General features: G+C 48.6%; 16 protein-coding genes and 2 tRNA genes. 5 read left to right on the forward strand and 13 right to left on the reverse strand.

Features of this window, described 5'->3' with window-relative positions:
* Positions 1-10: 10 nt before the first annotated feature.
* From A1sIIA65_RS04695 to A1sIIA65_RS04715, 5 genes are all read right to left on the reverse strand, one after another.
* Entirely contained in the window at positions 11-1267 is a 1257-nt protein-coding gene (locus tag A1sIIA65_RS04695; RefSeq protein WP_095676417.1) for an MFS transporter, read from the reverse strand.
* A 28-nt stretch (positions 1268-1295) separates the two neighbouring features.
* On the reverse strand, positions 1296-1922 hold the full coding sequence (locus A1sIIA65_RS04700; protein ID WP_095676418.1) for an ATP-dependent Clp protease proteolytic subunit: 627 nt from the start codon (positions 1920-1922) through the stop codon (positions 1296-1298).
* Positions 1922-2488, reverse strand: coding sequence for an ATP-dependent Clp protease proteolytic subunit (locus tag A1sIIA65_RS04705; protein WP_095676857.1), 567 nt, complete (start codon positions 2486-2488; stop codon positions 1922-1924). Before A1sIIA65_RS04705 ends, A1sIIA65_RS04700 begins: the two co-directional genes overlap by 1 nt.
* A 177-nt stretch (positions 2489-2665) precedes the next feature.
* The gene (tig, locus tag A1sIIA65_RS04710; RefSeq protein ID WP_095676419.1) at positions 2666-3958 is read right to left on the reverse strand and encodes a trigger factor; all 1293 of its coding nucleotides are present in this window, start codon (positions 3956-3958) and stop codon (positions 2666-2668) included.
* Between the two features lie 53 nt (positions 3959-4011).
* Positions 4012-4087, reverse strand: a tRNA-Pro gene (locus tag A1sIIA65_RS04715).
* A gap of 74 nt (positions 4088-4161) precedes the next feature.
* Here A1sIIA65_RS04715 and A1sIIA65_RS04720 point away from each other — a divergent pair.
* A tRNA-Gly gene (locus tag A1sIIA65_RS04720) sits at positions 4162-4235 on the forward strand.
* A 5-nt stretch (positions 4236-4240) separates the two neighbouring features.
* Here the strand turns inward: A1sIIA65_RS04720 and A1sIIA65_RS04725 are convergent.
* The gene (locus A1sIIA65_RS04725; protein WP_095676420.1) at positions 4241-5320 is read right to left on the reverse strand and encodes a hypothetical protein; all 1080 of its coding nucleotides are present in this window, start codon (positions 5318-5320) and stop codon (positions 4241-4243) included.
* 245 nt (positions 5321-5565) lie between these two features.
* Here A1sIIA65_RS04725 and A1sIIA65_RS04730 point away from each other — a divergent pair, with 245 nt between their 5' ends.
* The gene (locus tag A1sIIA65_RS04730) at positions 5566-6207 is read left to right on the forward strand and encodes a hypothetical protein (protein WP_190277102.1); all 642 of its coding nucleotides are present in this window, start codon (positions 5566-5568) and stop codon (positions 6205-6207) included.
* Positions 6208-6305: 98 nt separating this feature from the next.
* The gene (locus A1sIIA65_RS04735) at positions 6306-6761 is read left to right on the forward strand and encodes a ribose-5-phosphate isomerase (protein ID WP_095676858.1); all 456 of its coding nucleotides are present in this window, start codon (positions 6306-6308) and stop codon (positions 6759-6761) included.
* Here the strand turns inward: A1sIIA65_RS04735 and trmB are convergent.
* Complete coding sequence (gene trmB, locus A1sIIA65_RS04740; RefSeq protein WP_095676421.1) at positions 6758-7417, reverse strand: tRNA (guanosine(46)-N7)-methyltransferase TrmB; 660 nt, start codon at positions 7415-7417, stop codon at positions 6758-6760. The genes A1sIIA65_RS04735 and trmB overlap by 4 nt on opposite strands.
* 75 nt (positions 7418-7492) lie before the next feature.
* Here trmB and pepN point away from each other — a divergent pair, with 75 nt between their 5' ends.
* On the forward strand, positions 7493-10030 hold the full coding sequence (gene pepN / locus A1sIIA65_RS04745) for an aminopeptidase N (RefSeq protein ID WP_095676422.1): 2538 nt from the start codon (positions 7493-7495) through the stop codon (positions 10028-10030).
* On the opposite strand, the gene A1sIIA65_RS04750 is transcribed toward pepN, so the two are convergent.
* Both A1sIIA65_RS04750 and A1sIIA65_RS04755 read right to left on the reverse strand, forming a co-directional pair.
* A complete protein-coding gene (locus tag A1sIIA65_RS04750; protein ID WP_095676423.1) occupies positions 10031-10249 on the reverse strand; it encodes a hypothetical protein in 219 nt (72 codons plus the stop codon).
* Between the two features lie 10 nt (positions 10250-10259).
* Positions 10260-10775 carry an HNH endonuclease gene (locus A1sIIA65_RS04755; protein ID WP_095676859.1) on the reverse strand — a complete coding sequence of 172 codons (516 nt, stop codon included), beginning with the start codon at positions 10773-10775 and terminating at the stop codon, positions 10260-10262.
* A 118-nt stretch (positions 10776-10893) separates the two neighbouring features.
* Between A1sIIA65_RS04755 and A1sIIA65_RS04760 the strand changes: the two genes are divergently transcribed.
* Positions 10894-11439 (forward strand): mechanosensitive ion channel family protein, encoded by a 546-nt coding sequence (locus A1sIIA65_RS04760; protein ID WP_095676424.1) that lies wholly within the window; start codon positions 10894-10896, stop codon positions 11437-11439.
* Here the strand turns inward: A1sIIA65_RS04760 and A1sIIA65_RS04765 are convergent.
* The 4 genes from A1sIIA65_RS04765 to ettA are packed head-to-tail and all read right to left on the reverse strand — an operon-like array spanning position 11436 to position 15131.
* Positions 11436-11822: a globin gene (locus tag A1sIIA65_RS04765; RefSeq protein ID WP_095676425.1), complete on the reverse strand. Its 387-nt coding sequence runs from the start codon at positions 11820-11822 to the stop codon at positions 11436-11438. The two genes, A1sIIA65_RS04760 and A1sIIA65_RS04765, sit on opposite strands and share 4 nt — an antisense overlap.
* A 1-nt stretch (position 11823) precedes the next feature.
* Positions 11824-13086 carry an MFS transporter gene (locus A1sIIA65_RS04770; RefSeq protein ID WP_095676426.1) on the reverse strand — a complete coding sequence of 421 codons (1263 nt, stop codon included), beginning with the start codon at positions 13084-13086 and terminating at the stop codon, positions 11824-11826.
* A 3-nt stretch (positions 13087-13089) separates the two neighbouring features.
* Complete coding sequence (locus tag A1sIIA65_RS04775; protein WP_095676427.1) at positions 13090-13464, reverse strand: acyl-CoA thioesterase; 375 nt, start codon at positions 13462-13464, stop codon at positions 13090-13092.
* Positions 13464-15131 carry an energy-dependent translational throttle protein EttA gene (gene ettA / locus A1sIIA65_RS04780; RefSeq protein WP_095676428.1) on the reverse strand — a complete coding sequence of 556 codons (1668 nt, stop codon included), beginning with the start codon at positions 15129-15131 and terminating at the stop codon, positions 13464-13466. Before ettA ends, A1sIIA65_RS04775 begins: the two co-directional genes overlap by 1 nt.
* Between the last annotated feature and the right edge of the window lie 4 nt (positions 15132-15135).

Below are 15135 nucleotides of genomic sequence, written 5' to 3' on the forward strand. Positions count from 1 at the left end.
TGTGTTCGCCCTAAGAAGAAATTGCAGATTTTGGTGTGTAGGGCGGCCGTGAAGACTTCATCTGTTTCACTCCAGGAACCAGGAGTACAACTGCGCAAATAAACAAGTGGAAGACGGCAACTCCGATGAGTAACTCTCCTTCGCCAAAGACATTTACGAGCGGTCCAGCAAGTGCCATGCCCAGTGGCATCAAGCCAAGGGATCCCATGTAATCAATGGCAAACACTCGCCCTTGATATGCAGCAGGGACTTCGCGTTGCACTTGTGTTGCCCAAAACGCTTCCCACGGTCCAACTGAAAATCCAGCAATGAAGTAGGCAATGAAGATCACGCTCTTAGAGCTGGGAAATGCCAGGACAAGGGGTGCAAGAACAAATAGACCCCACACAACGACAGAGACAAGGCCAGGATTCTTCACCTTAGATTTAATGCAGATCACCGCAGAGATAGCACCCCCTGCGCTAAAGAGTGCTGCAGAGGTTGCAAAGACTGATGCGGTTCCAAAGTCTCGCTTTGTGATGACAGGAAGGAGAACATTTTCAACGCCAACAACCATCATTAGCTGAACGGAGGCCATAAGGATCATCGCTGCAATCCACTTGTAATACCAAACAACCTGAAGTCCTTCACGCATCTCTTCAGAGAAAGTCGTGCGGTGGGTATCGGATGCAACCTTTGGACCCTCATTGATACGAAGTAGTAATACGGCCCCTAGAAGAAAGAACACGGAGGTTGCGACATATGTCGCATGAGTACCAAGGGAGACAACAATAATTCCTGCAACACCAGGGCCGGCAATTGTTGAGCCTTTGAGTGCAATTCCACGCACCACATTTCCTGCGGGCAATAAGTGATCTGGCAAGATGCTCGGGATAATTGCGCCAGCAGCCGGTCCGCCGAATGCATCACTGACACCCATCAAAACAACGATCGCACCCAGAATCCACATTGAAATGCTCTTAGGATCAATAAAGACAACAACACTTCCCATGATTGCGCGAAAGCCATCTGCAAGAATCAATATTGTCTTTCGTGGAAGTCGATCTACCCAGACTCCCCCAACAGGTGCCAAGACAACGCCTGAAAGCACCCGCACAGCAAGGATTAGCCCAAGAGTTGTTGCACTTCCCCCTGCATCAAGGACTGTGACAGCAAGTGCGATAGGAAATGCTGACATTGCAATGACTGTCAGAATTCCAGATAGCAGTAGCGCTCGATAGGCGGGGAAAGAAAAAAGAGCGCCGGGTTCGAAATATTTCTTCAACATTTCTTAACCGACGCCCCTTTATTAATAATTACGCGACAGGCTTGGCCTTTCGTGAAGCCATAACCTTATCGATAATTCCGTACTCAACTGCCTCTGCAGCGGTAAGAATCTTGTCGCGTTCGATATCTTTCTCGATTTCCTCGACAGATTTGTTCGAGTGCTTTGCAAGCATTGTCTCGAGCAAGCCACGCATACGCATGATCTCGCGTGCCTGGATTTCGATATCTGAAGCCTGTCCGCCACCTTCAGATGAAGGTTGGTGAATCAGGATTCTTGAATGTTCAAGACCGTAACGCTTGCCCTTCGTTCCACCTGCAAGGATGATCGCAGCAGCGGAAGCTGCCTGACCAAGACAGATTGTTGTGATGTCTGGGCGAACAAATTGCATAGTGTCATAGATAGCTGTGAGCGCAGTAAATGAACCACCAGGTGAGTTGATATAGATCGAGATATCGCGATCTGGATCCATGGATTCAAGGGTCAGAAGCTGCGCCATAACATCGTTTGCAACAGTGTCATCGATTGGCTGTCCCATGAAGATGATGCGCTCTTCAAATAGCTTTGTATAAGGATCAAGGCGCTTATAGCCATATGCGGTCTTCTCTTCAATTGTTGGAAGAACGTAGCGGTTTGTAATTTCTTGAATGTGCTTCATTACTTCTTACCTCCCACAATGCTTGCCTCGTTTGTTGCGATGTGATCGATAAAACCATAAGCAAGAGCATCTTTAGCGTTGAACCAATTATCGCGATCGGAATCTGCGATGATCTTTTCAAGTGGCTGACCAGTGTGCTTTGCATTGAGCTCAGACATTGTCTGCTTTGTAATTGCCATCTGCTCTGCCTGGATACGAATATCTGTAGCTGTTCCACCGATGCCACCAAGTGGTTGATGCATCAAGATGCGTGCATGCGGAGTTGCATAACGCTTTCCGGGAGCACCAGCTGTGAGCAAGAACTGACCCATGGATGCAGCCATTCCCATTGCAACAGTTGCAACATCGTTCTTGATGTAATGCATGGTGTCATAGACGGCCATACCGGCAGTTACTGAACCACCAGGTGAGTTGATATAAAGGTAGATGTCTTTCTCTGGATCTTCAGCAGCAAGAAGAAGCATCTGCGCACAAATAGCGTTAGCCATTTCATCGCGTACTTCGCCTGCAAGAAAGATGATGCGTTCGCGTAGCAAACGGCTATAAATCTGATCACCTAGTCCCATGAGTTCTGAACCAGCTGAGCGGGCAACGGTTGTGTTGTCCTGTGGGTTATTAAAATCCACGTGTCATCCTTCCGATCGTTTTGCTTGTAGTGACCTTAACAATCTGGGCAGCAAAATGCTTCCCAAATTGGGTAGAAAGCCTGGAAAAGGGGCGATGTTCGCTTACGGCTAAAGAAGTTACTCAACAACAGGGGCATCAGGTGCCTCTTGAGGGCGAAGCGCCTCAAGTTCGACCTTGTTGCCTGACTTATCAAGAACTGTGATGCGAGCAAGAACAGATGCAAGTGCCTTAGCGCGTGTTACCTCAGCAACAACCTGGCTAATCTGTCCAGCTTTTTGAAGTTCTTGTGCGAATTGTTCTGGACCCATTCCATAACGCTGTGACATGCGAATGAGGTATTCAGTTAATTCGATTTCATTAACCTGAACTTTTTCAGCCTTCACAATGGAGTCAAAGAGGAAATCAGATTTGATAGATGCGCGAACCTGGCCATCTACTTCAGCACGGTGTTCAGCATCTTCCATACGTCCTTCACCTTCGAGGTGATCGTTAACTTCTTCAAGGACGATGTCATCAGGAACTGGAATATCTAGATCTGCAAGGAGTTTTTCAACGAGGAGGTCGCGAGCTTGTGCTCCTTGTTCCATCTTCTTCACACGGCTTAGGCGCTCAGTGAAATCAGAACGAAGTTCTGCAACTGTGTCGAACTCTGATGCAAGCTTGGCGAATGAATCATCAAGCGTTGGAAGCTCACGCTCTTTCACTGCCTTCAGAACGATATCGATCTCACCGCTTTCGCCATCTTTCTGGCCAACGAGCTGAGAGGTAAATGTCTTGGTATCGCCTGCGCTCATGCCGACAAGTGCCTCATCGAGGTTATCAATCATCTTATTTGAGCCAACTTCATAGGAAATTTCATTTGCCTTGCCGCCATCTACTTCAGCGCCATCAATGCGTGCTGTGAGATCGATAGTGACGAAGTCACCATTAGCTGCTGCGCGCTCCACTGTATTGAGTGTGCCAAAGCGAGCGCGGAGCTCATCAATCTGCTCATCAATATCTTTATCAGAGACTTCCACGTTATCTACTGAAATTTCAATCTTGGAGAAATCTGGCAATGTGACATCTGGGCGCACATTAACTTCAACAGAGAAATCAAGCTTCTCGTTATCAACAAAATCAATGGCATCAACTGTTGGGCGACCAACAACAAGCACATCGTTCTCGCGAGCTGCAGCAACATAGAAATCTTGGATAGCAAAGTTGATTGCCTCATCGATTACTGCTTGGCGACCCACGCGCTGATCGATCATTGCATTAGGAACTTTGCCCTTACGGAATCCAGGGATAGTGACAGATGCGCCAACCTTCTTATATGCAGCATCAACATATTCACCAAGCTCGGCATAAGGAACTTTGACATCTAAACGAACACGAGTTGGGGAAAGTGTCTCGAGAGTGCTCTTCACGAAGTGCTCCTTATTATCTACATAGGTAAAGCTCTACAGCTTTGAAGAAGTTCTGGTCGGGGCGGGGAGATTCGAACTCCCGATCTCCTGCTCCCAAAGCAGGCGCGCTAGCCACTACGCTACGCCCCGAGGCGCATGCGGAAGTCTAGACGAATTTTTTACTCTCGCTTACACACCCTGTACGCTCAGCCTCCGCACCACTTGCGGGTGTAGCTCAATGGTAGAGCCCCAGCCTTCCAAGCTGGCCATGCCGGTTCGATCCCGGTCACCCGCTCCATAGTTCTAGAAGGATGTCGAGACTGATTGCACTTCCTCGGCTACGAATGATCCCTCGAGTTTTACTAACAATGTTCCTGAGGTATTTCGACCGACTACGAATGTCATAGTCAATCCGTAATCCGTAGCAACCGCGCTGCCCTCTAACGTGATGTTAATGTCAAAGGAATTCTCATATCTTCCCGCTCCGGACCTATAGGAGTATCCGTGGCTCAATAAGTATTGAGTCGTCACGGTTGGTGCTCCGTTAATCCCGGATGCCGACATGGACAGCCAAGTAAAATTCTCTCCTGGGTCATTTGGTTGATAAGTAAATACTTTTGCATGAACTAGATAACTTTTATTTGACTTGAAACCATTTATTGAAACTGCTTGAGACGTACCTGCGACTCCGCTCAAATCACCGAAAACGAGACTCCCGGTTATTACTTTTGTAGCACCCGCAGGTCCCGTGGCACCGGCCGCTCCTGTCGCACCTGTTGCACCGGCACTTCCGGTAGCTCCGGCTGCTCCTGTCGCTCCCGCCGGCCCGGTTGCACCTGCCGGTCCCGTTGCACCTGCAGCACCCGTTGCACCTGCTGGTCCTGCAGGTCCCGCAGTTCCACCACCTGATCCAGATGATCCCGCTGCACCTGTCGCACCTTGTGGTCCCGTGGCACCAGCGGGACCTGTTGGTCCTGCAGGTCCTGCTGCACCTGTTGCACCTTTCTCTCCTTGTGGTCCAGCTGGTCCTGCACCACCTGACGTTGTCGATGCATTCGTGATTGTCTTTCCATCACTACCGTTCTTGCCATCACTTCCATTCTTTCCATCACTACCACTCAGACCTGCTGCACCTGTTGGTCCTTGCAAGTTTTGAGGTAGTGGCCACTTCCCACTTTTCTTTGGCCCAAAGAGCAAGAGACTTCGTGTGTCGATATAGAAATCACCGTTGATCCCAACTGAATTAGCTGGTGCCCCTTTGCCATTTAAAATCGTATTGGGAATAGAGGATGCACTTCTTCCTGCAGCATTGGCGGGAGTGAATGTCAGAGCAGAAGAGAAGAGTGCAATAGAGATAAGAATGGCTAATCGGGTGCGCTTCACTGGTGACCTCCTGGTCGTTGGCGTGTAACCAGTGTGAAGAAGGGGTCCGCCTGTTTAAATCGGGCAATCCCCCAGTTTTCTCTCAGAAATCAAGGGTGGCTACGCGTAATCGGCCACAAACTCTGCCCACAAACTCGCAAGGTGCTCACAGATTAATGAGATATCTTTTTCAGCATAGGGCGCTTTATTACTCACAGGTCGATACAAGGGTGTCGGCACAAAGTACGGGATGAGGAGACATACAAATGTCAACGAAGAAGAAGGTAGCTGCAATAGTTATTACAACTGTTGCACTCACAGCAGGAACAATGGGAGTTTCATCTGCAGCATCTAAGTCATCAGTAACTCGAGTGTCTGTGACTAAGGCATCTGTTGCTGGAGTAAAGGGTCCTCGTGCAGAAGTTGCATCAGTTCTTGCAGCACTTGTTACCAAGGGCACCATCACTCAGGCACAAGCTGATGCGATCACAGCAGCACTTGCAGCGGTGGAAGCATTAAAGCCAGCTAAGCCACTTGAGGCAGATCGCGCAGCTCACCTTGCTCTCATCTCATCAGTAATTGGTGTGGATGCAGCAACGATTAAGACTCGTCTTGAAGCAGGAGAAACTCTTGCAGCAATTGCAGGAGCGAAGAAGGATGCACTCATTGCAGCACTTGTTGCAGATGAGACAAAGCGCATCGATGCAGCAGTAACAGCTGGAAAGCTCACTGCAGCACAAGCAACAACCCTGAAGTCAACACTCACAGCTCGTGTGACAACTCAAGTAAATGCAGTTCGTCCTATGGGTCCAAAGGGTGGAGATAAAGGCGATCGCGGTCATAGTGGACCAAAGGGCGGATCTAAGGGTTCACACACTCTGACTCTCCCAGCACCAGCAAAAGCATAAGAACTTTCATCATGTAGTACCTCCTTGGGTAGAAAAACCCGTCACGTGAAGGCGTGGCGGGTTTTTCGTTGCCCGCCCTCACCATGCTTCAATTGCCCATGCGCATTCATATCGGTAGCGATCACGCTGGCCTTGATTTCAAGAATGAACTCATCACCCACCTTGTGATGAATGGCCATGACGTCACAGATCACGGCCCTTATGAATATGACGCACTCGATGATTACCCAGATTTCTGTATTCCCTGTGCTGAGGCTGTCTCAAAGGATGCGACCTCTATGGGCATAGTCCTAGGTGGCTCTGGCAATGGCGAGCAGATGGCAGCAAATAAAGTTAAGGGAATTCGCGCAGCACTTGTCTGGAGTATTGAGACAGCAAAGCTTGCGCGCGAACATAACAATGCCAATGTCATTGCAGTCGGTGGCCGTATGCACGAATCAGATTTTGTGAAGCAACTGATAGATACCTTTATCGCAACGCCATTTCCAGGAGATGAGCGCCATGTAAGACGCATTGAAAAAGTTGGAAATTACGAAGTAACCGGTGATCTCTAAGCTTTGAAATACTTCAGGTCATTGACCTGGTGATCTTTCGTTATTCCTTGTCCTTCAAATCTGGTTACTGGCCGCCACTGCGGGCGCTCAACAAGGCCCCCTGTGAAGAGTGGGGATGCTGCAAATACTTCTTGGATGTATTCAGCGTAGGGAACCCAATCGGTAGCAATATGAAAAAAGCCCCCATCCTTAATCTTTGAATGGATGAGCTGTAAGAAGTCTTGATTGATGATGCGCCGTTTATTGTGGCGCTTTTTTGGCCAGGGATCGGGAAAGAATAAGTGAACACCATCTACGGAACGATCAGGAATCATTGTCTGCAAGATTGGATGGATATCGCCTTCGATAATGCGGATATTAGAAAGTGCTAGCTCTTCAATCCGAGCCATCAGCTTTCCAATACCTGGCTTATGAACTTCCACTGCAAGAAATCCCGTATCGGGGAAATCTCGACCAATGAGCGCAGTTGCCTCCCCCATGCCAAAGCCAATCTCAAGAATGACTTCCTTTGAATTGGGAAAGAGTTGAGAAGGGGAAATGGGGGTGAGGGAGTAATCGATTCCATATATCCCCCAATACTTATCGAGGGCGCTCTGCTGGGGAGCTGTGATCCGCGTTCCGCGTATGCGATAGCTGCGAATCGTCGGTTGTTCCATTCCACAATCCTAACTTGTGACGGATGCTCGAGTTGGTGGTTGGATAAGGCGATTAATTAACCTTAAGGAGCACCCGTGCCAGGCACAAATATCAAGCAGGTTGAAGCAGCAGAGCGTTCAGCACTTATCAAGGTCTCTCACTACTCAATCGACCTCGACCTCACTACCGGTGCAGAGAACTTTCGCGTAAAGACTGTTATCCACTTTGCAGGGCTTAAGCCAGGTGCAACCACATACATCGACTGCGTTGGCAGCAAGGTCATCAGCACAAAGCTCAATGGCGCAGATTTTGATCCTAAATTCGATGGCGAAACCATTTATCTTCCTGCACTTGCTGCAGAGAACGTTCTTGAAATCGAGCACGATGGCATCTACTCAAACTCAGGTGAAGGACTTCACCGCTTCGTAGACCCTGCAGATAATGAGGTATATCTCTATACACAGTTTGAAACAGGCGATGCTCGCCGTATGTATGCATGCTTTGATCAACCTGATCAGAAGGCAACTTTCACAATTAGTACCATCACACCTAAGCATTGGGAAGTCATCTCTAACTACGGCGTTGAATCCACCAAAGAGCTCGATGGCGATCGCAAGTTCACGCAGTTTGCTAAGTCACAAGTTATTGCCACCTATGTCACCGCAATCGTTGCCGGTGCCTACACATCAGTCCATGATGAATACAAAGGCGAGAAGACAATTCCCCTTGGCATCTATGCCCGTAAATCATTCTTTAAGCATGTCGATGCAGAGAACATCTTTGAAGTAACCAAGCAGGGTTTTGCCTACTTCGAAAAAACCTTCGGTCTTGCATACCCATTCGGTAAGTACGACCAGATTGCAGTTGCTGAATACAACTGGGGTGCGATGGAGAACGTCGGCTGTGTGACTTTCCACGAAGATGTCTTGATCTTCCGTTCTAAGGTCACAGAGCGCAACTATGTCAGCCGCGCAACGACTATCCACCACGAGATGGCACATATGTGGTTTGGTGACTTGGTCACCATGAAGTGGTGGGAAGACCTATGGCTCAATGAATCATTTGCTGAATGGGCTTCATACCAATCAGTCTCAGAATCAACGAAATACACACACGCCTGGACTGAGTTCAACTCACTCCGCAAGAACTGGGCATATCGTGTAGATCAGTTAACGACTACTCACCCGATTGCAACTGAGATGGAAGATCTCGATGCAGTGCGCACCAACTTTGATGGAATCTCTTATGCAAAGGGTGCATCTGTCTTGCAGCAGCTTGTTGCTCACGTTGGCCGCGATAACTTCATCAAGGGTCTTCGTCTCTACTTTGCTAAGCACCAATATGGCAATACAACTCTAAAAGATCTCATTGATCAGTTAGAGGCAGCATCGGGTCGCGACCTCACTCCTTGGGTCTCCACATGGCTTCGCACAGCAGGTGTGAACACACTCAGCCCTGTCATTGAAATCAGCGGCGATACATACAAGTCAATCTCTATTAAGCAGATTGCACCTGCAATGCCTGTGGGTTCAAAGGAACTTCGCCCACACCGTCTTCACGTTGGTCTCTTTGATATCAAGGGTGACAAACTCACTCGCCGCACCAGCGTTGAACTCGATGTTGCAGGAGCTCTCACTGAAGTCACAGCACTTGCTGGTGAGAAGCTTGCAGACCTTGTCCTTATCAACGATAAAGATCAGACCTATGCAAAGCTGCGCTTTGATGATCGATCCATTGCAACAATGAAGAGCCATCTTGGAACACTCGATGATTCACTTGCTCGCGGCCTCATCTGGGCATCTCTCTGGGATTCATGCCGTGATGGAGAGCTATCTACTTCTGACTATGTTGCCATCGCACTGAACGCGCTGAAGACAGAGTCTGACATCTCCATCGTTGCAGCCACCTATATTCAATTTGAGACCGCAATTTGGGCATATGCAGATCCTGCTAAGCGCGATGGGCTTCGCACACAGGTTGCTGATGCAACTGCTGCGATGTTGGCTGCGGCAAAACCTGGCAGTGATCACCAGATGCAATTTGCTAAGGCATTTGCAAATAATGCAATCACACCAGCACATATGGATAAGCTCAAGGCAATCCTTGATGGTTCAGAAAATGGACTTCTCATTGATGCTGAAATCCGTTGGTATATCTTCATCTGCGGCGTTAAGCGCGGTGTATTTGGCCCTGCTGAAATCGAAGCAGAGTCAGCTAAAGATAAGACAGCTCACGGTAAGCAATACAACGCTTACTCCTATGCAGCCCTTCCCACACAGGAAGCTAAAGCAAAGGCCTTTGCATCCATCACCACAGATAACCTCTCCAACACAATCCACTCCTATATGTGCCGTGGATTTAACGAGAATATCCATCACGAACTACTTGCTGGATTTGTCGATCAATACTTCGATGCAATCTTGAAGGTCTGGGAGACAAAGGGATTTGAAATCGCAGAGACAACTGCGACCTTGTTATTCCCAGCATGGGTTATCAGCGATGAAACTGTGAAGAAGGCTCAGCACTGGCTCGATGTCACCGGCAAGGATGCATCCAATGCACTTCGCCGTTCAGTGACAGAGGGTCGCGATGCTATGTCTCGCGCGATTAAAGCTCGCGCTGCAGATAAGTAATTACTGGATAGAGGTAATGACAGAAGATGAGCTTGCGCTCTTCTTCTTTTCACCTGTCAGCGCCCAGACAATGAGTGAGATCCCAAGGAATAGCCCGATAGGTGCTGCAACAAAGTAGGTGAAGGTTTGTAGCGCTGTGAGTCCCTCACCTGGCATTGCGCCAGGCTCTTGGTTAATTCTGGGAGAAAGAACTGCGACCTGAGAAAGTGTCTTGATCATGTGGCTAAGTCTATGCAGTGGCTGCAGCGACGCCAAATGGCTCAAGGTATGGAAGCCATCTAGATTCAGTGCGACCTGTTCCAAGAATTCTCCATGCAGCACCCACAGGTTCGCGAGGAAGTGAACGCAGTCGCCATCCCAATTCTTTTAACGGCTTATCAGCTTTGACATGGTTGCACTTATGGCAAGCGCTGACAACATTCTCCCAATTGTGACCGCCGCCACGAGAACGCGGGATCACGTGGTCAATAGAAGTTGCAGCTGCATGGCAGTAGACACAGCGACCACCATCGCGAGCAAAGATTGCCCGACGTGAAAGTGGAACTGCGTGGCGATATGGAATCTTGACGAATTTATTGAGGCGAATAACAAGTGGAAGTTCGAGCTGACCTGTTGCAAAGTGCAGAACAGTTCCAGAGGATTCAATCATTGTTGCCCGATTATTGAGAACCAAAATAAGCGCGCGACGATCAGTAACAACACCTAGAGGTTCATAGGTGGCGTTGAGTACCAACGTGCGGTTCATCATTACCCCGGTTCCAACGCGTGGCTCGCGTTGATTGGGATATATTGCCTCAAAACCGAGCCTCCTAGGGGTATTTCGCGGTGAAATTTAGATAAAGATTTCACTACCCTTAGCGATTATGAGCGAACGCACGCAGGCAATCTGGGATTGGTTCAATGGAGCCCCACTTCGAGTACTGGTGATCTTCCTGGTCGCAGCTATCGGCCACCTCGTAGGACACCGCGCCATCGACCGTGCCATCGACCGATTAGCTAGCGCCGATCTCAAGCCAGGGCCAGGAACTGCAAAGCGTCAAGCAGAACGTGCTCGCACAATCGGAACAGTATTTAGCTCAACATTTAATGCAGCTATTTGGATCATCGCCTTTGGAATGATTCTTGGTGAATTCGGATTTAATCTCGGGCCCGTGATTGCATCTGCTGGTGTCATCGGTGTTGCACTCGGACTTGGCGCACAGACTCTTGTCCGTGACATTCTTTCAGGAATCTTTATGTTGATTGAAGATCAATATGGTGTTGGCGATGATGTCAAAGTCCAAGATGTTGAAGGAAAAGTTGAACGTGTGGGACTAAGAATTACTCAAGTGCGCGATAAGAAGAATGTGCTCTGGTATATCCGAAACGGTGAGATTCTCACTGTCGGAAATAAATCTCAGAAGCGTTAATCCAGAGCGTTCACCATATGAAGGGCAGCGCCTTCTAAATAGCGCCATAACTTCTCACGCAGTTCAGGTTCTAACTTCATTCCATCTACTGCCTTACCCATGCAATCAAGCCAGGCTTCTTTTGCTTCTGGGTTGATATGAAAACCTGCATGGCGCATACGAAGACGTGGATGTCCGCGCTCTTCTTGATAGGTAGTAGGCCCTCCCCAATATTGTTCAAGGAAGATCTGCAATCGATGGGCTGCACCCTTCATATCTGACTCTGGATACATCGGGCGCAAGATCTCATTGGTGGCAACATGTGCATAGAACTGTGAGACGAGATCTGCGAAGAAGACTTCTCCCCCAAAGAGTTCGTAGTAATTCGTTGTGTCGCGCTCCACGTTAACCTCGAAGCTCTGCTGTGCTCTTGCCCTTAGCTATCTGCAGTACTGCAAATGATGCAACAAGACACATCGCCCCTGAGATATAGAAGGCAGCTGCATAATCACCGAGTTTGACGCGAAGAACTGCAGCGCCAAGGGCGGCAATAGATGCACCAATTTGATGGCCCACAAATACCCATCCATAGACAACTGCTGAGCGTTGATTGCCCATCACCATGCGACAGAGCACCAGCGTTGGCGGGACTGTTGCAACCCAATCAAGGCCATAGAAGATAACAAAGACAAGAGTCGATGGATGCACTGAACTAAAGAGAATGGAAGGCAAGAGAAAGAGTGATAGTCCGCGAAGACCGTAATAGAAGAAGAGAAGTTTGCGTGGGTCAATTCGGTCTGTGAGATAGCCAGAAAAGAGAGTACCAATCACATCAAAGAGACCAATGAGTGCAAGAAGTCCTGCAGCAACTGTCTCTGCCATCCCATGATCGTGGGCAGCGGGAATAAAGTGAGTGCCAATAAGGCCATTAGTTGATAGCCCACAGACGAGGAATGTTCCAAAGAGAATCCAGAAATCTCTCGACTTGGATGAAACTCTTAAGGTATCGATTGCAATGCGTCTTGCAGAGAGTTCATTAGGTGCAGGTGGCTGCCAATCACTGGGTGCACCGTAAGGAGTCATGCCAAGCGCTTCAGGCTTTTCCTTGAGGAAGAAGTAGATAAAGGGAATGACAAGAGCTGCGGCAGTTCCCACAGTGAGTGAGACGCTCTTCCAGCCATAGTTGATCGCAAAGTACGAAAGCATCGGCAAGAAGACCAGCTGTCCACTTGCTGTTGCTGCGGTGAGCGCACCAATAACAATTCCCTTGCGCGCCACAAACCAGCGATTAGCAATGGTTGCTGCAAAGACAAGAGCCATGGATCCTGTGCCAACTCCAACGCCTACCCCCCACAGCGCCCACAAGTGCCACGGTTGGGTCATAAAGATTGTCGAGGTTGAACTGATGGCAACTAAAGTAAGAGCTGACATCACCACTTTACGAACGGTAAATCGCTCCATCAACGCTGCAGCAAAGGGTGCTACCAAACCAAAGAGGAGCACATTGATAGAGACTGCCAGTGAAATCTGAGAGCGTGACCAACCGAATGCATCTTCAAGAGGAACGATGAGAACTGAAGGAGCCGAGCGATAGCCAGCAGATGCCATCAAGGTGAAGAAGGTAACGGTGACTGCTATCCACCCAGGGTGGATCTTCTGCTTAGCCATGAATTAAGCCTTTAGATATTGATTCAGGAACTCACGTTCTGAATCTTTAAGCGGACGAGACTTCATCGTCTCCATGCTCACAACAACTTGCACGGTCTTTACCTTTGCGTGCACAACACCGTTATCACCCACTACTTCATAAGCCATTGTAAAAGATGAATTACCAATCGCTTCGACCCAGAGATTGACATCGTAGAAACGACCACCTTCATAGATTGCTTCTATGTAATCTACTTCAGCGCGTGCAACAACCATCTCCGTGATGGTTGACCACAGGAAGCGTGCCTCTTGGATATAGGTCAGATACTTTGCATTATTGACATGGCCAAATGCATCGATGTCATCCCAACGCACAAATTGCTTACCTGTATAAATCATTAGCGTGTGAGCTTTCGATAGGTGACGCGGTGAGGGCGAGCTGCATCTGCTCCAAGTCGCGCAATCTTGTTCTCTTCATAGGATTCAAAATTTCCTTCAAACCAGAACCATTTGGAATCACCTTCATAAGCCAAGATGTGTGTTGTCACGCGGTCCAGAAACCATCGATCGTGGGAGATCACAACGGCGCAACCAGGAAATTCAAGGAGCGCATTTTCAAGTGATCCAAGAGTTTCCACATCAAGATCGTTCGTTGGCTCATCCAGCAGCAATAGATTGCCACCTTGCTTGAGTGTCAGAGCTAAGTTCAAACGGTTTCGCTCACCACCTGAGAGAACACCTGCAGGCTTTTGTTGATCAGGACCCTTAAAACCAAATGCTGCAACATATGCACGCGATGGCATTTCCACTTGTCCGACCTTCATAAAATCAAGACCATCTGAGACCACTTCAAAGAGTGATTTCTTTGGATCGATGCCACCACGTGACTGATCCACATAGGAAATCTTTACCGTCTCACCAATCTTCACACTGCCTGAATCAGGTGTCTCCATACCAAGAATGGTCTTAAAGAGAGTTGTCTTACCAGCGCCGTTGGGCCCAATAACTCCAATAATTCCATTTCGTGGCAAGGTAAAGGACAAATCATCGATCAGTACACGATCGCCAAAACCCTTCACAAGGTGTTCAACTTCAACAACAATATTTCCAAGACGCGGGCCAGGTGGAATCTGAATCTCATCGAAGTCCAACTTACGCATCTTGTCTGCCTCAGCTGCCATCTCTTCATAGCGAGCAAGACGAGCCTTGGACTTTGTCTGGCGGCCCTTTGCATTCTGGCGAACCCAATCAAGTTCCTCTGTCAGACGCCTGGCACGCTTTGCATCTTTCTGGCCTTCAACTTTAAGACGTGCTGACTTTGTCTCAAGATAGGTGGAGTAATTTCCTTCATAGGGATAAGCACGACCGCGGTCGAGTTCAAGAATCCACTGTGCAACGTTGTCTAGGAAGTATCTATCGTGCGTAATCGCAACAACGGTGCCTGGGTACTTACTCAAATGTTGCTCAAGCCAGAGAACAGATTCAGCATCTAAGTGGTTCGTTGGTTCATCAAGGAGCAGTAAATCTGGTGCTTCAAGAAGTAACTTGCAGAGTGCAACGCGGCGCTTTTCTCCACCAGAGAGAACCTTCACATCAGAATCTCCTGGTGGGCATCTGAGAGCATCCATCGCCTGCTCGAGTTGTGAATCTAACTCCCATGCATTGCGGTGATCGAGTTGTTCTTGGAGCTCACCCATCTCAGCCAATAACTTGTCGTAGTCAGCATCAGGGTTTGCCATCTCCTCTGAAATTTCATTGAAGCGGCGAACCATCTCCATGGTTTCAGCAACGCCCTCTTGCACATTTTCAAGAACTGTTTTCTCTTCATTTAGGTGTGGTTCCTGCAAGAGGATTCCGACTGTGTAACCAGGTGATAGATATGCCTCGCCATTAGATGGCTGCTGTAGTCCTGCCATGATTTGAAGGACTGTTGATTTACCAGCACCGTTGGGACCGACAACACCGATCTTTGCGCCAGGCAAGAACATCAACGTCACATCATCGAGAATTACCTTCTCGCCATGCGCTTTACGCGCCTTCTTCATCGTGTAAATGAACTCAGCCATAAGG

It is taken from the genome of Candidatus Planktophila dulcis, assembly GCF_002288225.1.
GTDB classification, from domain to species: Bacteria; Actinomycetota; Actinomycetes; order Nanopelagicales; family Nanopelagicaceae; genus Planktophila; species Planktophila dulcis.

Excerpts from the sequence above, each read along its gene's own strand:
- A1sIIA65_RS04730 (WP_190277102.1), top strand. The coding sequence starts at position 5,566 with ATGTCAACGAAGAAGAAGGTAGCTGCAATAGTTATTACAACTGTTGCA.
- A1sIIA65_RS04735 (WP_095676858.1), top strand. The coding sequence starts at position 6,306 with ATGCGCATTCATATCGGTAGCGATCACGCTGGCCTTGATTTCAAGAAT.
- A1sIIA65_RS04750 (WP_095676423.1), bottom strand. The coding sequence starts at position 10,249 with ATGATCAAGACACTTTCTCAGGTCGCAGTTCTTTCTCCCAGAATTAAC.
- A1sIIA65_RS04775 (WP_095676427.1), bottom strand. The coding sequence starts at position 13,464 with ATGATTTATACAGGTAAGCAATTTGTGCGTTGGGATGACATCGATGCA.
- A1sIIA65_RS04695 (WP_095676417.1), bottom strand. The coding sequence starts at position 1,267 with ATGTTGAAGAAATATTTCGAACCCGGCGCTCTTTTTTCTTTCCCCGCC.
- A1sIIA65_RS04700 (WP_095676418.1), bottom strand. The coding sequence starts at position 1,922 with ATGAAGCACATTCAAGAAATTACAAACCGCTACGTTCTTCCAACAATT.
- trmB (WP_095676421.1), bottom strand. The coding sequence starts at position 7,417 with ATGGAACAACCGACGATTCGCAGCTATCGCATACGCGGAACGCGGATC.
- A1sIIA65_RS04755 (WP_095676859.1), bottom strand. The coding sequence starts at position 10,775 with ATGAACCGCACGTTGGTACTCAACGCCACCTATGAACCTCTAGGTGTT.
- A1sIIA65_RS04705 (WP_095676857.1), bottom strand. The coding sequence starts at position 2,488 with ATGGGACTAGGTGATCAGATTTATAGCCGTTTGCTACGCGAACGCATC.
- A1sIIA65_RS04760 (WP_095676424.1), top strand. The coding sequence starts at position 10,894 with ATGAGCGAACGCACGCAGGCAATCTGGGATTGGTTCAATGGAGCCCCA.
- ettA (WP_095676428.1), bottom strand. The coding sequence starts at position 15,131 with ATGGCTGAGTTCATTTACACGATGAAGAAGGCGCGTAAAGCGCATGGC.
- A1sIIA65_RS04770 (WP_095676426.1), bottom strand. The coding sequence starts at position 13,086 with ATGGCTAAGCAGAAGATCCACCCTGGGTGGATAGCAGTCACCGTTACC.